Below are 21,912 nucleotides of genomic sequence, written 5' to 3'. Positions count from 1 at the left end.
ATAATGGGAAATCATATAGAAATTACGGCAGATAATGCCAAAGCGAATCTCGAAGTTTTTTCTTCGACCTTGCAAGAATTGGCGGAAAATGACCGAGATATTTTGGCCGTTACCAGCGATTCCAGAGGATCGGGAAAATTGGTTCCTTTTGCAAAAAAATATCCAAAACAAATCATTGAAGTAGGAATCGCAGAGCAAGTATTGGTTGGAGTTGCCGCAGGATTGGCTTCGACAGGCAAAAAAACTTTTGCCGTTTCGCCAGCCTGTTTTTTGGCTGCCCGATCGTTCGAGCAAATCAAGAATGACGTGGCCTATTCCGATAATCCCGTGAAATTGATTGGTATTAGTGCTGGAGTAAGTTATGGTGCCTTGGGTTCAACGCATCACAGTTTGCACGATTATGCCGCTTTGCGAGCCATCAACAATTTGATAATTGTGGCACCTGCGGACAATTTCGAAACCGAACAAGCCATTCGACAAGCGAGCCAAATCAACAAGCCTTTTTACCTTCGTTTTGGAAAAAAACCAATGCCGCTTTTGACCGAAGACAAAGAAAACACCTTCGAATTTGGAAAAGGCAGGGTCATTGCCAAAGGAAAAGATTTGGCCATAATTGCGACTGGCGAAACGGTATATCCTGCTTTGCAAGCCGCCAAAAAGTTAAAAGAAGAGCATAATATTGAAGCCACGGTGGTTAGTATGCACACCATAAAACCATTGGATTATAATTTGTTGAAGTCACTTTCGAATGAAGTTGGTGCTATTATAACGGTCGAAGAACACAGCGTTTACGGCGGTTTAGGCGAAGCTTGTGCCTCTTTTTTATTGGAAAACCAATTTCATAAACCTTTCAAAATTGTGGGCATTCCCGACGAATATACCGTTACGGGTTCGCAAACCGAAATATTAAATCATTACGGAATTTCCGAAGACGGTTTGACCGAAACTGCACTTCAATTAATCAAAAAATTATAATCATTATTTGAAATAAAAAACAGCTATTAATAAACCAAAAAACAACCCATTTTTATGAAAAAATTAATTTTAGCCTTAGTGCTTTTTGCCAGTTTGACCAGCTGTAAAAAATCCGAGAAGGCCGAAGAACCAAAGAAAATAGCCATTGTGGTTTCTACTTTAAACAATCCTTGGTTTGTATTTTTAGCCGAAACTGCGGCCAAAAAAGCAAAAGAACTCGGATACGAATCCAAGATTTTTGATTCCCAAAACAACACGGCATTGGAAAGCGATCATTTCGAAAACGCCATTTCTTCGGGCTATGACGCTATTTTATTCAATCCGACAGATGCAGCGGGTTCTGTTGCCAATGCGACGAAAGCCAAAGAAGCCGGAATCCCTGTTTTTTGTATGGACAGGGAAATCAATTCCACCGATGCGGCGACTTCGCAAATCCTTTCCGACAGCTATTCCGCTTGCGTGCAATTGGGAAAATTGTTCGTGGACAAACTAGGGAAAAAAGGGAATTATGTGGAATTATTGGGAATTGTTTCCGACAACAACACTTGGAATCGCTCGAAAGGTTTTCATAGTTCAGTGGACAATTACCCAGGTTTAAAAATGGTGGCCCAACAAAGTGCCGATTTCGACCGCAACAAAGCAATGGAAGTAATGGAGTCTATTTTGCAGGCGCATCCCGATATTGACGGTGTTTTTTGCGGAAACGATGCTATGGCGATGGGTGCTTACCAAGCCTTGGTTGCCGCCAACAAAGCCGACAAAGTAAAAGTTTTTGGTTTTGACGGTGCCGAAGATGCCATTAACTCCATCAAGGAAGGAAAATTGACGGCCACAGCGATGCAATTTCCTAAAATTATCGCCGAAACTGCCGCCACTTATGCCGACGACTATTTCAAGGGCCAAAAAGATTTTCCTAAAAAATTGCCTATTGCCGTTGAGGTGGTGACCAAAGAAAACATTGACAAGTACATTGCTTACGGTAAAAAATAACGAGGTATGTTACAAAAAATCATAAAGTATTTTTTAATACTGCTCTTTTTTGGGTTGCTGTTGTACAATGCGGTTTACTTCAAAAAGATAAGCGAAATGCAGGTGTCAAAAATAGCAACTGTTTTTGATGCGAAAGCCTACGCCAAAACCTATCTTTTGGAGAAAATCCCGGCTGCCAAAAAAGAAGCGGTTGCTGTTTCGGATTTGCTTTCGGCGATGAAAAAAGACTCCAAAAAGGCATTTACAGCTTTCAGCCATTTTCAAAATGAGGGAGATATGAAATATTTCTTCGTCAAAGGAGAAGGCAAAGTAACGGCCATCGACGAGGAATTTGTTACTCTTAAAACAGCTTCGGGAGAAGAAATAAAACTGGCTATCCAATACATTTTTGGCAACACGTCGAGAGATTGTTCGGGCTTGATTTCCATTGATGATTTCAGCAACACGATGGATTTGAACAACGTTTCTGAGGAAATCAACAAACTGATAAAAGCCGAAATCGTGGCTCCATTTACTGCGAAAGTTCAAAAAGGAGACAGCATTACTTTTTTGGGTGGAATAGAATTGAGCCAGTCTAATCCAAAGACGGACAAGATGGAAATCGTTCCGTTGCAACTCGAAATTAATTCCAAATAGCGAATGTTAACAGCAGAAAAAATAGGAAAGAAATTTTCGGGTATCACGGCATTGTGCGATGTTTCGATGGAATTATTGCCGGGAAAAGTCACGGCCATCATTGGCGAAAATGGAGCTGGAAAATCCACTTTGATGAAAATTTTGTCCGGCGTTTATCCGGAATACGAAGGGAAAATCATCTACAAAGGCGAAGAAGTCCGTTTCGAAAATCCAAGAGAAGCACAAGCTTGCGGCATCGCCATTATTCATCAGGAACTGAACTTGATTCCCGATTTAAGCATCGCTGAAAACATCTTTTTAGGAAGAGAATTGGTCAATGCTTGGGGCTTTTTGGACAAAAACGGAATGCACCAAAAAACGCAGGAACTTTTGGCACGACTAAAGTTGGACGTCAATCCAAAAACGCTTATTCGAGACTTGAAATTAGGACAACAACAAGTGGTAGAAATCGCCAAAGCGTTGTTGACTGATTCCGAAGTGATTATTATGGACGAACCCACTTCGGCGATTAGCGATCACGAAGTGGAGATTCTTTTTGGCATCATCGAAAACTTGCGAAAAGAGAACAAAGCCATTGTTTACATTTCGCATAAACTGGACGAATTATTCAAAATTGCCGACAGTTACATCGTTTTGCGTGACGGAAAAGTGACCGAAACGGGCACAATGGATGGCGTGAACCACGATTCAATCATCAAAAAAATGGTGGGTCGTGATATTAAAATCATCGAAAAAGGACATCGCATCACTAAAAATGAAGACCTTCTTAAAGTAGAAAACCTGACTTTATTAAAAAAAGATAGTTCGAAACGAATACTGCTCGACAATTTGAATTTCAATTTAAAAAGTGGAGAAATTCTCGGAATTTTTGGATTGATGGGAGCCGGTCGGACTGAATTATTGGAATGTATTCTAGGAATTCACCCTTCCGATACTTCGGATTCTATTAGCATCGAAAACCAGAAAGTAAAACTGAAGTCGCCTCGTGAAGCCATACAATCCGGAATCGTTTTGGTTCCCGAAGACCGCAAAAGAGACGGATTGGTTTTAGGTTTGGATGTAAAGACCAACATTACTTTGAGTACTTTGAAAGACATTCAGCAAACAGGATTTTTATCTGCCAAAAAAGAACTCGAACTCACCCAGAAATACATAGATTCACTAAAAATAAAAACTTCGTCACCTCATTTGGCAGTGAAAAATTTAAGCGGAGGAAACCAGCAAAAAGTCGTTTTGGCAAGATGCTTGGCAACCCAACCCAAAGTTTTGATGCTCGACGAACCCACAAGAGGAGTCGATGCCGGAGCAAAAAACGAGATTTACAAACTTATTATGGAACTTTCCGAAGCGGGACTTGGCATTATAGTGGTTTCTTCTGAACTGCCCGAAATTCTAACCGTTTCAGACCGCGTTTTGGTAATGGCAGAAGGCAAAATAACCGCCGAGTTTAATTCGGCTGATGCCAATGAAGATGCCATTTTGAAAGCGGCAATTCCACAAACAATTTAATTTAAATAGATATGAACATAGCTTTAGATCGTTCAAAACTTGCAAAATTTCAATCCACAATTGCCTTATTAATTTTGTGCATTGGATTAACGATACTTTCAGATAAATTCCTGACTGTCGATAACGGCTGGAATGTATTGAGACAAATCTCTGTTAATATTTGCATTTCCGTTGGGATGACATTAGTGGTTTTGACCGCAGGAATTGATTTATCGGTAGGTTCTATTTTAGCTTTTAGCGGTGCAGTTGCTGCAGGACTTTTAAAATCGGGAATCTCTTTTCCCGGGAATGATTTATTTATTGGATTTACCTTGTTGGGAACTGTTTTAGCGGGAATTGCAACAGGCTCTTTTCTGGGATTTTTTAACGGCTGGGTTATCACCAAATTCAAGGTGCCGCCTTTCGTGGCAACCCTTGCAATGCTTACCGTGGCAAGAGGATTCACGATGCTTTGGACGAAAGGCTATCCGATTTCAAGTTTGGGAACCAACTTCGCTTACATCGGAACGGGTTGGTTTTTGGGCATTCCCATTTTGGTTTGGATTGCGGTTGTCGTTGTCATTGCAGCGATGATTATCTCGAATAAAACCGCTTTGGGACGCTACATTTATGCCATTGGAGGCAACGAAAATGCAGCCAAATTATCTGGAATCAACATTGACAAAGTAAAAATTATCGTTTATACGCTTGCGGGAGCTTTGGCTGCCATTGGTGGAATTATGGTCACTTCCAGACTGGATTCGGCACAGCCTAATGCGGGAATGAGTTATGAATTGGATGCTATTGCAGCGGTTGTAATTGGTGGAACTTCGCTTTCGGGCGGAAGAGGAACTATTATTGGAACTGTTTTGGGAGCGATAATTATTGGCGTTTTAAATAACGGATTGGTGTTATTGGACGTTTCCCCTTTTTGGCAGCAGGTCGTAAAAGGAATGGTGATTCTATTGGCGGTGATGATTGACAAAGCAAATTCAAAAGCAGAATAACGACTATGGAAAATTCTCTAATTCTGGCTATTGATCAAGGAACGAGCAGTACCAAAACTATTATTTTCAATACCAAAGGCGAAGTTTTGGCGAAAGCCACTGAAATTTTGGAAACCAATTATTTGGAAGGCGGTTTTGTCGAACAAAATCCCGAAGGAATATACCAAAATGTCCTGCTTTCGGTTAAGGCTTGTTTGGCTGTTTTTACTTCGAATGGCGGAAAATTGGAAGACATCAAATCAGCGGGAATTTCGAATCAAAGGGAAACTTTTGTGGTATGGGATAAATCCGGAAAAGCGATTGCTCCGGCTGTGGTTTGGCAATGCAAACGTTCGATAGCGATTTGCGAAGAATTAAATTTCAAAATCGGAATTGCCGACGAAGTAAAAAACAAAACCGGATTAATCATCGATCCTTATTTTTCGGGAACGAAGTTGATTTGGTTGAACCAAAATAACGAAACAGTAAAAAACAAGATACAATCAGGAGAAGCTTTTTTCGGAACTGTTGATACTTGGTTGTTGTATAAATTAACGGGCGGAACTCAATATTTAACAGATTATTCAAACGCTTCCAGAACATTACTTTTTAATCTTGAAAAGTTGGAATGGGACAAAGAATTAATCGAAACCTTTGGATTAAAAGGAATCAATTTACCCGAACCCAAACCATCGGCTTTTCATTTTGGAGAATCTCTTTTTGAAGGTTTGTTCGAAAAACCATTGCCTATTACGGCAATGATTGGCGATTCGCACGCGGCGGCTTTTGGTGAAGGGTGCCTAAATCCCGGAACAGCCAAAGCCACTTTGGGAACAGGTTGTTCGGTCTTGATGAACATTGGTGACAAGCCGAAATCGTCTGCCAGCGGAATGATAACGACCATTTGTTGGAGCACCGAAGAACGGGTTGATTATGCCCTCGAAGGAGTAATTGTTTCTTGTGGTTCCACCATCGAATGGCTGAAAAATGAACTGCAACTCTTTGGTGAAAGCCGAGAAACTGAAGCGATGGCAACATCAGTTCAAGATAATAACGGCGTTTACATTGTGCCAGCTTTCAGCGGATTGGGTGCACCTTATTGGAATATGAGCCGAAAAGCATCCATCGAAGGTTTGACTTTCGACTGCAAAAAAAATCACATCGTGAGAGCGGCTTTGGAAACCATTCCTTACCAAATCAAGGCTGTTTTGGATGCGATGCAAAAAGATACTGGCGTTCCCATCCAGGAATTGATGGTCAATGGCGGCATAACGGCCAATAATTTTGTTATGGATTTCTTGACGGATTTGCTCGACAGTAAAGTAATAAAAAGCACGATGCCCGATGTTTCGGCTTTGGGGGCGGCTTATTTGGCTGGCTTGGGTGCAGGAATTTTCAAAAATCTGGAGGAAGTGCAACAATTGTTTGGAGAAAGGCAAGTCTTGCATTCGGGTAAATATTTGGAAGCAGAAAAACACTTTCAGGTTTGGAACAAGCTGGTTAATTAAAACTATGAATAAAATAGCAATATTATTTTTCTGTATTTGTTCCATTAGCCTGACGGCACAAAATCCGGTACTTGTCAAACCCCGAATTCTGATTAGTACCGATATTGGCGGAACAGATCCTGACGATAATCAGTCGATGGCTCATTTGCTAATGTATAGTGATTTGTTCAATATAGAGGGGCTGGTTTCCTCTCCTTCTTATGGCAATGGAAACAAAAAGGAAATTCTTCGTATGATTGATTTGTATGAAAAGGATTTACCTAAACTGCAAAAACATAAAAATGGTTTTCTGACACCTGATTATCTGCGTTCCATTGCAAAACAAGGACGTCAAGGAAACGCACCTTACATTGGTTACACCAAAGCTACCGAAGGTTCGGACTGGATTATAAAATGTGCCAAAAAGAAAAGTTTAGAGCCCCTTTGGATATTGGGATGGGGCGGATTGGAAGATATTGCCCAAGCCTTGCACGACGCTCCGGAAATTCAGAAAAACATCCGAGTGTATTGGATTGGCGGACCGAACAAAAAATGGAGCGCCAACAGTTATGCCTATATCGCAGCAAATTTTCCAAATCTGTGGTTTATTGAAGTGAATTCTTCCTATTATAGTTTGTTTTCAACCAATGATGCTCCCGATAACATAAAGAATTCCGATTATTACGGTAAATACATTGAAGGCGCTGGAAATTTTGGAAAGGATTTTAAAAGCTACTACAATGGTGAAGTTAAAATGGGCGATACTCCTTCGCTTCTTTATATGATGGATGGAAATCCAAATAACCCTACACGGGAAAGTTGGGGCGGCAGTTTTGAGAAATTTACCCACAGTCCCCGCATTGTTTATGATAATGTTACTAGTTTAAAGGATTCGGTAGCTTTTTGTTCGATTCTTGAATTCCATTTGAAAGGGCCTGAAAAAAACATCCCGAAAGATTCGGCCTGTTTTTGGATGGAAGTTCCCTATAATAAAGATAATGTTCAAAAATGGCCTGGCTATTATCTTGGCAAAGGCAATTATTCCATTAAATACATTCCCAAAAAAGCTGAAATTTTGAACTACAAGTTTACCTCTTCTATTAGTGAACTGAATGGAAAAGAAGGGAAATTGGTCATCGACAATTTATGGCCTGGTAAAAATCGTTATACCACCGATTATAAATTAGGCTCCAATTGGTACACCGATAAGTCCAGCCCTGATTATTATGATGGAAAGATCCAAGGCGGAAAAACCATCTTGAAATGGAAAAACGACATATTATTAGATTGGGCAAAACGCTGGAGTTGGCTTAAAGAGGAATAAGTTTATCAAAAATGCTGGTTAAGAATACCAAGTTTTAAAGTGTTGGATATTAATAGGTTTAAATAAAAAAATGATGATTAGACTGAAAAAAATGACCTTGCCTAAATTTTCAAAAAGAATATTTACTATAGTTTTGGTTTTATTTATTTTGGGAGCCAATGTTGTTGCTGCCCAAGAAAAATCAAGGGTATTTGTACTAACAGATATTGAAAACGAACCAGATGATGCAATGTCATTAGTTCGTTTTTTGGTCTATTCGAATAATTTTGATATTGAAGGTTTGGCAGCAACCACTTCTATCCACCAACAAAAAAGGATAGCGCCAGAGCGAATAAAACAAATTGTCGAGGCTTATGGAAAAGTTAGAGATAATTTAGAAAAACACGAAACGGGTTTTCCCACAGCCGACTATTTAAAAACAATAATTACCCAAGGGCTTCCTGATTATGGTATGCACGCCATTGGAAAAGAATACGATTCCCCAGCATCAGAATTATTGATAAAAGCTATTGATAAAAATGATGAAAGACCATTATGGGTTCCTGTTTGGGGCGGACCAAATGTTTTAGGACAAGCATTATGGAAGGTAAAACAAACACGTTCTAAAAAAGAGCTTGCGAAATTTGTTTCTAAAATTCGGGTATATGCCATTTCTGATCAGGATGATAGTGGCCCTTGGATTCGAAAAGAATTTCCCGAGTTGTTTTATATAGTAAGTCCAGGATTCAGTTCAGGAGGCGCTTATCATCACGCCACTTGGAGTGGAATTAGTGGTGATTTTTTTCACGCAAGATGTGATGGAGCGGATTTCAGTTTAGTTTCTAATGAATGGCTCGATAAAAATATTCGCAAAAAAGGAGCTTTGGGAGCCGAATATCCTTTCTGGGAATATTTGATGGAAGGTGACACTCCTTCATTTTTAGGTCTTATTAATAATGGTTTGAATAGTCCTGAACATCCAGAATATGGAGGTTGGGGTGGTCGTTATGAATTTTATACCCCAAGGATGCAAAAATGGCATTTGTATCCTGAAACCAGATCGATTTGGACAGATGCTCAAGATGAGGTTTTGGGTGTTGATGGTCGTTGGCATACAGGTAATCACGAAACTATTTGGCGATGGAGAGAGGCGTTTCAAAACGATTTTGCGGCAAGAATTGATTGGACAATAAAAGAGTATAAAAACGCAAATCACCCTCCTGTTGCAAAAATAGAAGGCGAAACTATTATTGTTGCAAAAAAAGGAGACAAGATAATGTTAAGCGCAAAAGGCTCCATTGATCCGGATGGCGATGCACTTTCATACAATTGGTTTGTTTATGAAGAAGCAGGTACTTTTGCGGTTTCAAGTGCACGAAGTGGTCAGCCAATAGAAATTCAAAATTCAGATCAACAAGAAGCTTTTTTTGTAGTACCTACAAAACGTATTATGGAACCAGGTCTAGGAACTATCCATATTATTTTAGCAGTTTCGGATCACGGAACACCACGTTTAACAAGGTATCAAAGAGTAATTGTAACAGTTAAAGAGTAATTGAAAGAAGAACTGGTTTTTAGTTTTAAGTTGAAGTTTGTTCTGAAAATTAGCATTCAGAAACAGAGTGTTAAAAGTTAGCATATTTTGAAAAAAAATGTTTTGATTCTTAAATCTGCAACAATTTAGAAGAAATACAACAATTGTTTGGTCAAAGACTGGCTTTATTTCTGGGAAATATTAGGTAGTCGAAAATTAATATGTGATTTTGAATTATTTGGTGAAAAGGACATTTTTTTTGAATTACCCAATGTGTTAAAAACAGAACAGAAAACATAGATACCAATCGGAAATTCGGGTTACAAAAAGTTGTTTTTTATTAAACTTCAAATTAAAGGTTAACTGAATTATACAAGACAAAGCAGGATAGTTATACTATTTTAATTTATTTAATTTAGATTTTTAAAATCATAAAGAATAAAAATACAATGGAAAGAGTTTTTGCAGAATATCTCATAGAAACGCCTTATAAGGTAGAACAGGCTGCGGCGGTTTTAGCGGGTGAGCAGTCATCGGGGACATTTGTATCTGTTCCAGGCGAAACCGAAGAATTGAAAAAGCGTTTTGCGGCTCGTGTGGAGGATATTCAATTGTTGGATTTGGCAGAAGAACCATCCATTCCGGGAGGTAATATTCCTGGAAAAAAATACCAACAGGCAAGAGTGAAAGTGAGTTGGTCGATAGAGAACTTTGGATATAACTTGCCCGTTTTAATCAGTACTTTACAGGGGAATTTATACGAAATCACACAGTTTACAGGCTTGAAGTTAATGGATTTTGAAGTGCCAGATTCTTGTGGAACTCATTTTACGGGACCAAAATTCGGAATCAAAGGTTCTAAATTATCCTGTGACGTTAGCGACAGGCCAATGATTGGAACCATCATTAAACCAAGCATCGGGATGAGCGTGGAGGAAACCGCAGCTTTGGTGAAATCCCTGATTGATGCCGGAATCGATTTTATCAAAGATGACGAACTGATGGGCTCGGCAGCGAATTCTTTTTTTGATGATCGAGTAAAAGCGATTATGAAAGTCATTCGTGACAACGAACAACAAACTGGTAAAAAAGTAATGTATGCCTTCAATATCAGTGATGAAATAGACGAAATGCAACGCAAATACGATTTGATTTTACAAGAAAAAGGAAGCTGTGCGATGGTTAGCATTAACAGCGTTGGGTTGGCAGGGACAAAGAAAATCTGCGACCGAGGTGAACTTGTCATTCACGGACATAGAAACGGTTGGGGAATGTTGAACAGACATCCTTTATTGGGAATTGAATTTCCTGCTTATCAAAAAATTCAGCGTTTGGCAGGAGTGGATCAACTGCACGTTAACGGAATCCAGAATAAATTTTGGGAATCCGATGATTCGGTTGTGACTTCGATAAAATCGTGTTTGAAACCCTTTTTGGGCGGAAACGAAATTCTGCCAGTAGTTTCTTCAGGACAATGGGGCGGACAAGCGGTAGAAACCTATCGAAGAACCCAAACCACAGATTTATTATATATGGCGGGAGGCGGAATTTTGGCACACCCAATGGGACCGAAAGCAGGTGTAAACGCTTTGCAACAAGCTTGGACGGGAGCTGTGGATGGTTTGTCTGTCGCAGAAACCGCTTTGAAATATCCAGAATTTGCCGAATCGGTTAAAAAATTTGGTAAATAATGAGTCGGAAAAACAAATTGCTTTTAGCTTATTATGGCGACGATTTCACGGGTTCTACGGATGCCCTGGAATTTTTGACATTGGCCGGAGTGAAAACCGTTCTCTTTCTTCAAAAACCGACCCCAAAAGATTTGGATCGTTTTCCGGGAATTCAGGCCATTGGCTTGGCTGGAAAAAGTAGGTCATTATCGCCTTTGGATATGGAAGCAGAATTGTTTCCTGCTTTCGAAAATTTGAAAAGTTTTGAACCAAATCATTTTCATTATAAAGTTTGTTCCACTTTTGATTCGGCGCCACACGTTGGGAACATTGGAAAAGCTATCGAAATAGGAAGTGTAGTTTTCAATCAAAAAGCAGTTTTGGTTTCGCCATCAGCGCCACATTTGGGACGTTTTTGTGTGTTCGGAAACCTTTTTGCCCGAATGGGGACTATCGGAAACGGAGAAATTTACCGCATTGACCGCCATCCATCAATGAGCAAACACCCTGTAACGCCAGCTTTGGAAGGAGATTTGACCATTCATTTGGCAAAGCAAACTGACAAATCCATAAGTTTAATTAATTTAACAACAATCGAAAAAGGAGCTTCGGAAGTTCTAGAAGCGGTTGAAAATAATCAAGCGGAAATTCTGTTTTTTGATGGTTTTAATTTGGAACATCTCAAAACGATTGGAAGTGTTTTCAATCAATTGACATCTGAAAAAACATTGTTTTCAGTAGGCTCATCGGGAATCGAAATGGCTTTGGGATTGGCGTGGAAGGACGAAAAAATCATTGGAAATCCAACAGCATTTGAATCAGTTGGTGAAGTTTCGCCTATACTCGTTTTATCGGGAAGTTGTTCGCCAGTAACATCCCAACAAATTGAATACGCTTTGGAAAACGGATTTTTAGAAATTCCATTAGAAAGTAAAGCAGTTGCTATTCAAAATCAGGAAGCAATTATTAATAAAACCGTTGCCCAAATTATTGAAAATTTCAATGATGGAAAAAGCACGATTTTGCATACCAGTACAGGTTCAAACGATCCTCGTATTGCAGAAACAGAATTATTTTTTAAATCAAAAGGAATTGCCGAAAATGAGATTCAAAAACAGTGTAGCAGCATTTATGGTAAAGTGTTAGGGCAGATTGCCAAAGAAGTTTTAAAGGCTGTTCCGCTAAAAAGAATCCTTTTTGCCGGTGGCGATACTTCGAGTTATGCCGCCTCCGAATTGGATATTCTGGCATTGGAAATGATTGCGCCATTGGCTCCAGGAGCGCCGCTTTGCAAGGCAGTTTCGGATAATGAATGGGTCAACGGAATAGAAATGAATTTTAAAGGTGGGCAAGTAGGTACCGCCGATTATTTTATAAAAGTATTAAAAGGAGAAAAATTATGAGCACAAAAGTTTTAGGTTTCGTACATACATCGGCAACTTTGGTTCCGTTGTTTCAACAGTTGACAAACGAGTTTTTAAGTGGAGTAGAAACCTTCAACATAGTTGATGACAGTTTGATAAAAGACGTCATCAAAAAAGGTAAATTAATGCCCAACACGGCTGCGAGGGTGGTGAGCCACGTTCAAGCTGCCGAAGCCGCAGGTGCCGACGTGATTTTGGTAACCTGTTCGTCCATTGGCAGGGCCATCGAAACGGCTGCAACATTGGCGACAGTTCCCGTAATTCGCGTTGATCAGGCGATGGCGGATGAAGCTGTGCAAATCAGCAACAAAATTGGCGTAATTGCAACCTTGCCAACGACTTTGGAACCCACCAGTGATTTGGTGAGAAGAAGAGCGGAATTGGCAGGCAAAAATGTAACGATTACGTCCAAATTATGCGAAGGTGCTTTTGAAGCTTTGATGAGTGGAGACGCAGCCAAGCACGACGAAATGGTAGCCAAAGCCCTGAAAGAATTAATGAAAGAAGTAGATGTCATTGTTTTGGCGCAGGCTTCAATGGCAAGGGTAGTCGATGGCTTGAGTGCCGATGAAAAACTGGTGCCGATTTTGGCAAGTCCTGCTATTGCTATGAAAAAACTGGCGGAGCTTTATTTTTAAATTGATTTTCTACTATTACTAACCAGCCCAATTAACCAACCCTTTTTATGCGTAAATATTTTCTTTGGCTTGCTTTAGCCTTTTTCTTGATAACCAGTTTTGGACTTTTTCAACAAATGGATTCCCTTTGGAAAACAACGTTCATTTTAGCTTTTGCAAGTTTGTCTGTTGGGATTGGTTATGTTAAAATTTTAAGCGGTTATCAATATACGTTTTGGATTATCACAGCCGTTTGTGCTGGATTGCTGTATCCGGAATTTTTCCTTCACGTGGGTAGTTTCGATATGCGCAACAAATGGCTTATTCTGATTATCATTCAAATGGTGATGTTCGGAATGGGGACGCAGATGAGTATCGAAGATTTTACAGGTATTCGAAAATCAGGTAAAGGTGTGCTTATTGGCTTATTGGGACATTTTACCATTATGCCGATTATGGGTTTTCTCATTGCCAAAACCTTTGGTTTTCAACCCGAAATTGCAGCAGGAATTATCCTGATTGGATCTTGTAGCAGCGGCTTGGCTTCGAATGTAATGACTTATATTGCCAAAGGAAATTTGGTTTTATCGGTTACTGTAACGGCTATGTCCACTTTGGCAGCACCCATTATGACTCCGTTTTTGATGAAAATATTTGCGGGAACGATGGTTGAGGTTCATTTTTTCAATATGATGATGGAAATTATCAAGATTGTTCTTGTGCCTTTGGCGGCTGCGATGATTCACGATATTTTGAAAAATTATGGAAATGTCGCTAAAAAAAGAATCTACTTTTTGACCGTTTTGTCCGCACTTTGGTTGGCTGTTTTTGTTTTCTTTGGTAATGCTTTTGAATTAGTCGAAGTCAGTACTGCTGCACATTTATTAGAAATACTAAACTTTAGTTGTGGCGCTTTTATCATTGGCGTTTTGTACCATTGGTTGTACAAAGCCTATCCAAAAATCGATGCGATTATGCCTTATTTTTCGATGTTCGGGATTATTTATTTTACTTTGGTTACCACTGCTGCTGGAAGAGATAATTTAATCCAGATAGGATTTTTATTGTTCTTGGCTTCTGTTTTGCATAATGGAGCGGGTTACTTTTTTGGCTATTGGTTGAGCCGATTAAGTGGTTTAGACAAAAAAAGCAGTCAGACCATTGCTTTCGAAGTCGGTTTGCAAAATGGCGGAATGGCATCAGGACTCGCAGGTTCTATGGGGAAACTGGCAACACTAGGATTAGCATCGGCAGTGTTTAGCCCTTGGATGAATGTTTCTGGTTCTTTATTGGCTAATTATTGGCGAAAAAAAGGAGATAAGGAAGACGTTGAAATAGTTGGAAATCCTACCTAGTCTATTAAATAATACATCCCAAAGAGTTAATAAATAATCTTATTTTAATCCAAATTTCTATTCCGAAATTTGGGTTTGGCAATAAAAAATGGGTTTAGAAAATTTCTAAACCCATTTTTTATTGCTTTGTTTTTTTGTTTATCTTTTCAAAGAAAAATGTCCTTTGGCTTCTCTACCATTATCTAGTTTTAGAGAGTACCAATAATCGGATCCTGGTAGTGGTGAACCGTTATAGGTTCCGTCCCAACCTTCAAGATTTGTTGGGATTAACTCTTTAATAAGCTTGCCATATCGATCATAGATGTAGATAGAGTATTTTGTGTTTCCGCTGATTCCTCTAATATTCCAAAAGTCGTTGAATCCATCAGCGTTTGGTGTGAAGAATTTTGGTACTCCAATTACTGCAGCTATATCAGGTGTAGTTTCACAACCATTAATATCTCTTACAAAAATTTGATGCATTCCAGGCGAAACATTTGTAAATACATTTGAACTTTGATAATTGCCCATTTCATCATCTAAGCTAAATTCATAATTGCCTTTTAATCCAGATTCTAAATTTATTGTTACAGTATTATTATCGGTTAAATCTGAAATTTCGATAGATTTAATTTTAGCTTGTTCTGAAGCAGAGACATTAATGATTCTCATTGCTCGACAAGTTGTTGCTATATTAGTTACTTCTACAGCATATTTTCCTTCTGTGTTTACACCGTTTAAAGTGTATGCAGTTTCTCCAGGTAAATCTACTCCGTCTTTAGACCATTGGTACTTATAATTTGTTGTAGAAGATCCATCTTGAAGGCTAGCGTCTAAGTCATACGTAAATACGGATGAGTTAGAGCAAATTAGCTTATCGTCATTTCCATCGATGTTTGTATTAATTTTTGGAGATGGATTTACTGTAAATGATATGAATTGTGTTGCCGGACAATTTGTGTTTAATGGGTTTTCGACAACGGCTTTAATGGTTTGTGTTGCTGTTGTAAATGGGTTCGGTAATGGGTTTAATGGATTTCCATTTCCGTCAAAATATTTGATAGTCATTCCTGTTTGTGTTCCTAAAATTGTGGACTGAATAGTGCTTGTATCAAAAGTATATTTTCCATCTTGTAATAAAGGGTCTGATTCGTTATCACATTCAATGAAAGGGGCAACAGGATTAGCAATTGGTTTAATATCAACTGTAAATGTAATAGTTGTTTTATCGGTGCAACCTTGTGTTGAATTGTTTTTTACAACAGCCGTTATGATTTGTGAGGATGTAATGAAATTTGCTGGAAAAGGGCTTGTAATTAAATTTCCGTTAGCATCTTTCAAAGGATTGTTTGCAGAATCAAAGTATGTGACAGTTACACCTGTTTGTCCACCTAATAAAGTCGATTCTAAATTGGTGGTATTAAAGGATAATATTCCGTCTTGATCGTCATCACATTGTCTTGAAATAATTACTGGATTAGCAACAGGCAATGGTTCAATTGTAAATGTAATAGAGGTTTGATCCGCACATTTTTGTGGAGTGTTATTGGTTACTACCGCTTTTATTGTTTGGGAAGTGGTTACAAAATTATTTGGAAAAGGACTTGTTATTAAATTTCCATTAGCGTCTTTCAATGGATTGTTTGCAGCATCCAAATAAGTAACGGTTACACCCGTTTGTCCACCTAATACAGTAGATTCTAAAGAGGAGGTATTGAAAGATAATTTTCCATCTCGATTATCATCACATTGTATAGGAATGAGTACAGGATTTGCAATAGGCAATGGCTCTACCGTAAATTGAATATTGGTACTTTCAGAGCAGTTTAATCCAGTGCTATTTGTTACTACTGCTTTTATTGTTTGTGAAATAGTTAGAAAATTATTTGGAAAAGGACTTGTTATTAAATTTCCGTTAGCATCTTTCAAAGGATTGTTTGCAGCATCCAAATAAGTGACAGTTGCACCCGTTTGTCCTCCCAATAAAGTAGATTCTAAAGTGGAGGTATCGAAAGATAATTTTCCATCTCGATTATCATCACATTGTTTAGGAATGAGTACTGGATTTGCAGTCGGTAATGGTTCTACAACAAATTGAATGTTGGCGCTTGCTGAACATTTTAATCCAGAGATATTAGTTACTACTGCTTTTATTGTTTGCGAAATAGTTACAAAATTATTTGGAAAAGGACTTGTTATCAAATTTCCGTTGGCATCTTTCAGAGGGTTGTTTGTTGCATCAAAATAAGTAACTGACACATTGGTTTGTCCACCTAATACAGTAGATTCTAAAGAGGCGGTATTGAAAGATAATTTTCCATCATGATTGTCATCACATTGGGTTGGAATTGTAACAGAATTTGCAATGGGTAATGGCTCTACTGTAAATTGAATATTGGTACTTTCAGAGCAGTTTAACCCACTGCTATTTGTTACTACTGCTTTTATTGTTTGTGAAGTGGTTACAAAATTATTTGGAAAAGGACTTGTTATTAAGTTTCCGTTAGCATCTTTCAGAGGATTGTTTGCAGCATCAAAATAAGTAACCGTTACACCTGTTTGTCCACCTAATACAGTAGATTCTAAAGTAGAAGTATCGAAGGATAATTTTCCATCATTATTATCATCACATTGGTTTGGTATTATTACAGGATTAGCAATAGGCAATGTTTCTACAACAAATGAAATGGTAGTTGAAGCAGAACATTTTTGAGCAGTATTATTTGTTACTACTGCTTTTATTGTTTGTGAAGTGGTTACAAAATTATTTGGAAAAGGACTTGTTATCAAATTTCCATTAGCATCTTTCAAAGGGTTGTTTGCTGCATCAAAATAAGTAACTGTTTTATTGGTTTGTCCGCCTAGAAGTATAGATTCTAAAGTTGAAGTATTAAAAGATAGTTTACCATCATGATTATCATCGCATTGATTTGGAATTGTAACAAAATTTGCAATAGGTAATGCTTCTACGTTTAATGAGAAGTAGGTTGCTAAAGTATAGCAAGTATTAAAATTAGCATTGTTGTTATTTACACGAATCCAAATAGGTTGAGTGTTAGCAATGGTATTTCTATAACTTGAAAGATTCGTTATAGCGTTTGTTTGATTCGTGGCATCTGTTTGCGTTGGATAATAAGCAACAGTATATCCTGTACTTGGGAAAAGGGCTTCTATTGTTGTTTTTGTAGCACTTATGTCAAAAGTGGTAAATCCATCTTGCACTGCATCATCACAAACTGGTTGTGGTGGCGATGGAAATACATAACTTGCAGGGATTTGAATGCCAACATTTAGTGTTATTTTTGATACACTAGAACATCCAGCTGGATTGGCTACTCTTACTCCAATTTCCATAGTGTGTGCTGTCGTATTGGTATAAGTTGTTGGATTACTGATTAATTCTAAAGGATTGTTGGCATTAGCTCCAGCTAAAGAAGTGTAATAAGTGAAAGTTTCATTGGCAGAATTAACTGAAATTTGAGTGTTTTTTGCAGTTAAATCGAAAAGAGTTTTTCCATCCAAATCGGGATCACATTCTTCCATAGTAACATCGACTACAACAGGCGAATTGCTAAAAATTACAGGTACAATATCAGAAATAACAAGAGTGCAAGCACTTTCGTTTTTGTTTAAAACAGCACGGTATTGGAAACCGTTTGCTGCACTAGAAATAGTTAAAGTGTTAGTGTTAGCTCCAGAATAAATAGCATTGTTAGTAATATCAGTCCAGACGATAGGAGCAATAATTGGCGAAACTTGCCATTTGATGTTGTTTCCACCATTTTCTACCATTGAAATTACGGCAGTGCCTGCCGTACAATTTGGATTGGCGGTTGGTTGTACCGTTATAACTGGTGTAGCAGCGATTAAGTAATAGGCAGTAGGTGAGCCCGCAGGAGCAGTATATCCATCAGTTCCGCTAGTCACTTTTCCATTTATATCCACTGTAATAGGTGAAATTCCTAGTTTGCCATCAGCATTTGGGTCTGTGAAACCAGCTTCGACAACATCATTACAAGTATCTCCATCACTGTCTAAATCACGGTAATTTTTTATTCCGTCGGCATCAGGATCTAAATTAGTAGCTCCGTTTTCTACAGTATCTAAAATTCCATCATTATCACTATCTAAATCGATAAAGTCAGGCACTCCGTCTAAATCAGTATCAACCGGAGCAATAATTGGTTCGAAATTATCAGCTAGACCATTTTTGTTGATATCAGCAAAAGGGGTTGCTATGGTTTTGTTCCCTATTTGACCTTCTACAATATCTAAAATTCCATCACCATCACTATCTTTATCTACTTGGTCGTTAATTCCATCACTGTCAGAATCTTTAGGAACATTAACAGCATAGAAACTAAAACTGGAGGAATTAGGTTGGCTATCGGAAAGATTTTGGTGTGTAAAACTAATTGAATTAGCCAAATAGGTTTGAAATATAAAATCAATTGCAGGGGCAGGTGTAGCCAATAATACTGCAGGATTTAAGATGAATCGAATCTCTAAAGAAGAAAATTGAGTTACTCCATTTTCATAAATTCCATCATAATTGGTGTCAATTAAAAGCTGATTGGATGGGTTGGAAACCGTTATAGTATTTGCGATATCTGATTTGATTATAAAAGTGCCATTAGATAAAGAACTAACTGTAGAGCCTGCTGTAGGATTGTAAACAATTCCAAGACTTATTGGGGCTGCAAAAATTAAGTTTTGTGTAACAGAATTGGTCTTTCCTGCTGAAAGGTTGGTGGTAAAACTGCCGTTTGAGTTTCCTGTGAAACTGTTTCCTATACCAGAAGTTGTTGTGGTATTGGTGTATGTATTGCTATAAGTGCCTACGGCTAAAGTTCCTGAAGGTACAGAAACATCGATTGTTTTGTTTCCATAAGACTCAGATATGTTGGTTATACCATCATTGTCGGAATCAATATCGATATTGTTAAAAACACCATCATTATCATCATCAACAGGACATTGGCTTACAGCAATTGGATCAGATACAATAGCAGCACATCCTGTGAGTTTGCTTACTGCATAATAACCGGGACCAAATCCTCCGCTTGTGATAGATTTTGGGGTATAAGAACTTGTTGTTTCACCCGTAATTAGAGTCGAAGTTGCAGGGTCAATAATTGGAGTAGTACTATAATACCAGTTAAATGTATCAGTAGCTAATGCTCCAGTAATGTTTAAAGTTGTATTGCCTATGCAAGCAGTACCTGTCACTGCACTTTGTGACGAAACAATTGGTTTGGTATCAAATCCAGAGAAATAGCTGCCATAAGTAGCGTTAGAGTTAGATCCATAATAAGAAACATATACTTGATGCGGAGCTGATACAGAAATATTTCCTACTAGAGCAGGAGGGGCTGGAGTGACTCCAGGTTTAGGATAGGTGTAGGTATAAAAACCAGTTTTTCCTGTTACTGAAAATCTTGAACTATTAAGACTAGTCAATGAAATTGGTGTATTGCCGATTGTTATTATAGGAGTAGCTTCTGCTGCTGTTGCTTCGGTAGTGATATTTACAACAGCATTAGTATAGGTCACAATTCCCACTTGCTCAATTAGAGGGATGTTGTTAACAGAACTTGGTGTACCACAAGTTAATGGTGGTACAAAAAACATATTTTGATTTCCGGCATCATTACTTCCTGCTATGCATTGGTAGGCAAAAACATTTTCGGATGTTTTAACATACAAGTTGCCATTGGTGTAATGATTTCCATTAAATACATAATATTGCCCCGCAGCTAATGTAGCGACAAGGATAGTGCCATCTTTAAAAACTTGTGTGCCGTTTACGTTAGCAATGATAATAACACGTTCTAAATCATAGGCTTTGGCCGATGCTAACATTCCAGCTCCTCCAATAAATATGTATTCTTTTCCCGTTTTATCAGAAGGTACAATTTGGTCAAATCCATAATCTTTCCCTCCTGTATTAAAACTAATGGAGTTAGGCACTGCTGGAATTTCGTTTTTAATTTGACTGTTTCCCCCAATAGAACCACAGTTTACAACGATATTACGGTCTGAAGTAATAAGACCACCAAGCATATAATTACTTTCAAATGTTGTTGAGGATGAATTTTGCATCGCTATAACATAAGTCTCATTTTTATTTAACGTTTTAGTAATAGGGCCGCTATAAGCTACTCCATTAGCCATTATTGCGCCAATTGCAGCAGGATTGCTAAGGTTGATTGTAACAGTTGTATTATCTTCGGTTGCAACGAATGACGCAAAATTTAATAAACAAAATTCGTTGCCTGATGTCAGTGCTGATTTGTTTTCCATCCCTCCAATTCGAAACTCTTTTCCATAAGCACTAGTTCCTTTGGCTACCAAACCACCAGCTTGAGAAGATTTAGCGGCACTACCAGTACCGCTTACATCAGACGATACTCTAAGATTGGCATAGACCAAATCGGTCGATTCTATTAAAAACCCTCTGTTTTTTTGAACTGTCCCTGTTAATGTGTTTGGAACAAATAATTGATTGTCAAATCCAAATTTTGCTGTTGTAACACCACCAGAGGTTTGAGATCCGTTTATGGCACTTGGAAGTGTTTTTATTGTGTAAATCCAAGGTGTACTGTTGCTTACTGTGTTTATAACAGGGGTTCCTCCTAGAGGAGTCAAGGTTACAGTTACTGGAGTAGTACTTGGGGTTGATATATAGATGTATTGATCTACGTCAGGATCACAAGTACTTTTTCCACCAATCGAAGTGGAGTAAGTTGCTGTTATAGGTGGGATGTAATGTACTTTACTAAATTGTGCATAACTATTTATTGAAGTTATAATTATAAAAAGGAATACAACTATTTTTTTCATTTTAATGGTTTTAGTTTTATAGCCAACAGATTTAATTGTAATTTATCAAAAGGTAATCGATTGCGCTATTTTAAATAGTATTAATGTAATTATTAAGCTGAGTTCTAAAAAAATGTATTTTGAATGTTTTTTAAAAGCAAGAACTTGCTTTAATGTTTTTCTTAAATTAGAATTCAAACCTATGATTTTTTTTGATATTTTAAAAATAAATGGCAAAAAAATAATATATGTATATATTTATTTGTTTTTAAATGATTTATCTGCATATGATATTAGGCAAATTTCTTACTTGTCTAATTAAATTATAAGTCAATTTCTGCGTATGGTAAATATAGATTTCAAGAGTTTGATGTTGTGCCAATTCATTAACAGTAATCAAATTCGTTTATTTTTATGTAAAACCAACTCTAGCCTTTGTTTTGATTGTATATTATTTGCAGTTATTTTTATCATAAAGCAATTTTATGTATAAATTTTTAGGTTATATTAAATTTTTTAAACAATTTTTTATTTAATTCAAAAAAAAATATATTTTTGAGCAATCGATTACATAAAGCGGTTTAAAAAGTTGTATTCAAAAAAAATACAACAGTAATTAAGGGGTTAATAATCTAAATTTTATTTT

13 protein-coding genes are annotated in these 21,912 nt (G+C 37.7%); 12 read left to right on the top strand and 1 reads right to left on the bottom strand.

Annotated features, from left to right (window positions below):
• Positions 1–3: 3 nt before the first annotated feature.
• From C3L50_RS09765 to C3L50_RS09710, 12 genes are all read left to right on the top strand, one after another.
• The gene (locus C3L50_RS09765; protein WP_103805999.1) at positions 4–975 is read left to right on the top strand and encodes a transketolase family protein; all 972 of its coding nucleotides are present in this window, start codon (positions 4–6) and stop codon (positions 973–975) included.
• A 54-nt stretch (positions 976–1,029) separates the two neighbouring features.
• Positions 1,030–1,965, top strand: a complete 936-nt coding sequence (locus C3L50_RS09760; protein WP_103805998.1) for a D-ribose ABC transporter substrate-binding protein — start codon at positions 1,030–1,032, stop codon at positions 1,963–1,965.
• 6 nt (positions 1,966–1,971) lie between these two features.
• Positions 1,972–2,601 carry a DUF2291 domain-containing protein gene (locus C3L50_RS09755; RefSeq protein WP_103805997.1) on the top strand — a complete coding sequence of 210 codons (630 nt, stop codon included), beginning with the start codon at positions 1,972–1,974 and terminating at the stop codon, positions 2,599–2,601.
• Between the two features lie 3 nt (positions 2,602–2,604).
• A complete protein-coding gene (locus tag C3L50_RS09750) occupies positions 2,605–4,110 on the top strand; it encodes a sugar ABC transporter ATP-binding protein (RefSeq protein WP_103805996.1) in 1,506 nt (501 codons plus the stop codon).
• Positions 4,111–4,121: 11 nt separating this feature from the next.
• Positions 4,122–5,096, top strand: coding sequence for an ABC transporter permease (locus C3L50_RS09745; RefSeq protein WP_103805995.1), 975 nt, complete (start codon positions 4,122–4,124; stop codon positions 5,094–5,096).
• Between the two features lie 5 nt (positions 5,097–5,101).
• Positions 5,102–6,583: an FGGY family carbohydrate kinase gene (locus C3L50_RS09740; protein WP_103805994.1), complete on the top strand. Its 1,482-nt coding sequence runs from the start codon at positions 5,102–5,104 to the stop codon at positions 6,581–6,583.
• Positions 6,584–6,587: 4 nt separating this feature from the next.
• Complete coding sequence (locus C3L50_RS09735; RefSeq protein WP_103805993.1) at positions 6,588–7,886, top strand: nucleoside hydrolase-like domain-containing protein; 1,299 nt, start codon at positions 6,588–6,590, stop codon at positions 7,884–7,886.
• A 70-nt stretch (positions 7,887–7,956) separates the two neighbouring features.
• Entirely contained in the window at positions 7,957–9,420 is a 1,464-nt protein-coding gene (locus C3L50_RS09730; protein WP_243400361.1) for a nucleoside hydrolase-like domain-containing protein, read from the top strand.
• 428 nt (positions 9,421–9,848) lie between these two features.
• Positions 9,849–11,090, top strand: a complete 1,242-nt coding sequence (locus C3L50_RS09725) for a ribulose-bisphosphate carboxylase large subunit family protein (protein ID WP_103805992.1) — start codon at positions 9,849–9,851, stop codon at positions 11,088–11,090.
• A complete protein-coding gene (locus C3L50_RS09720) occupies positions 11,090–12,472 on the top strand; it encodes a four-carbon acid sugar kinase family protein (RefSeq protein WP_103805991.1) in 1,383 nt (460 codons plus the stop codon). The genes C3L50_RS09725 and C3L50_RS09720 overlap by 1 nt, the downstream gene beginning before the upstream one ends.
• Entirely contained in the window at positions 12,469–13,131 is a 663-nt protein-coding gene (locus C3L50_RS09715; RefSeq protein ID WP_103805990.1) for an aspartate/glutamate racemase family protein, read from the top strand. The genes C3L50_RS09720 and C3L50_RS09715 overlap by 4 nt, the downstream gene beginning before the upstream one ends.
• Positions 13,132–13,178: 47 nt before the next feature.
• Entirely contained in the window at positions 13,179–14,465 is a 1,287-nt protein-coding gene (locus tag C3L50_RS09710; RefSeq protein ID WP_103805989.1) for a bile acid:sodium symporter family protein, read from the top strand.
• Positions 14,466–14,603: 138 nt separating this feature from the next.
• Here C3L50_RS09710 and C3L50_RS09705 read toward each other — a convergent pair whose 3' ends face one another.
• Positions 14,604–21,287 (bottom strand): T9SS type B sorting domain-containing protein, encoded by a 6,684-nt coding sequence (locus tag C3L50_RS09705; RefSeq protein ID WP_103805988.1) that lies wholly within the window; start codon positions 21,285–21,287, stop codon positions 14,604–14,606.
• Positions 21,288–21,912 lie beyond the last annotated feature (625 nt).

Source organism: Flavobacterium alvei (assembly GCF_002920895.1).
GTDB lineage: Bacteria > Bacteroidota > Bacteroidia > Flavobacteriales > Flavobacteriaceae > Flavobacterium > Flavobacterium alvei.
Note: the sequence above shows the minus strand (reverse complement) of the source record. Positions and strands in the feature narration are given on the sequence as shown.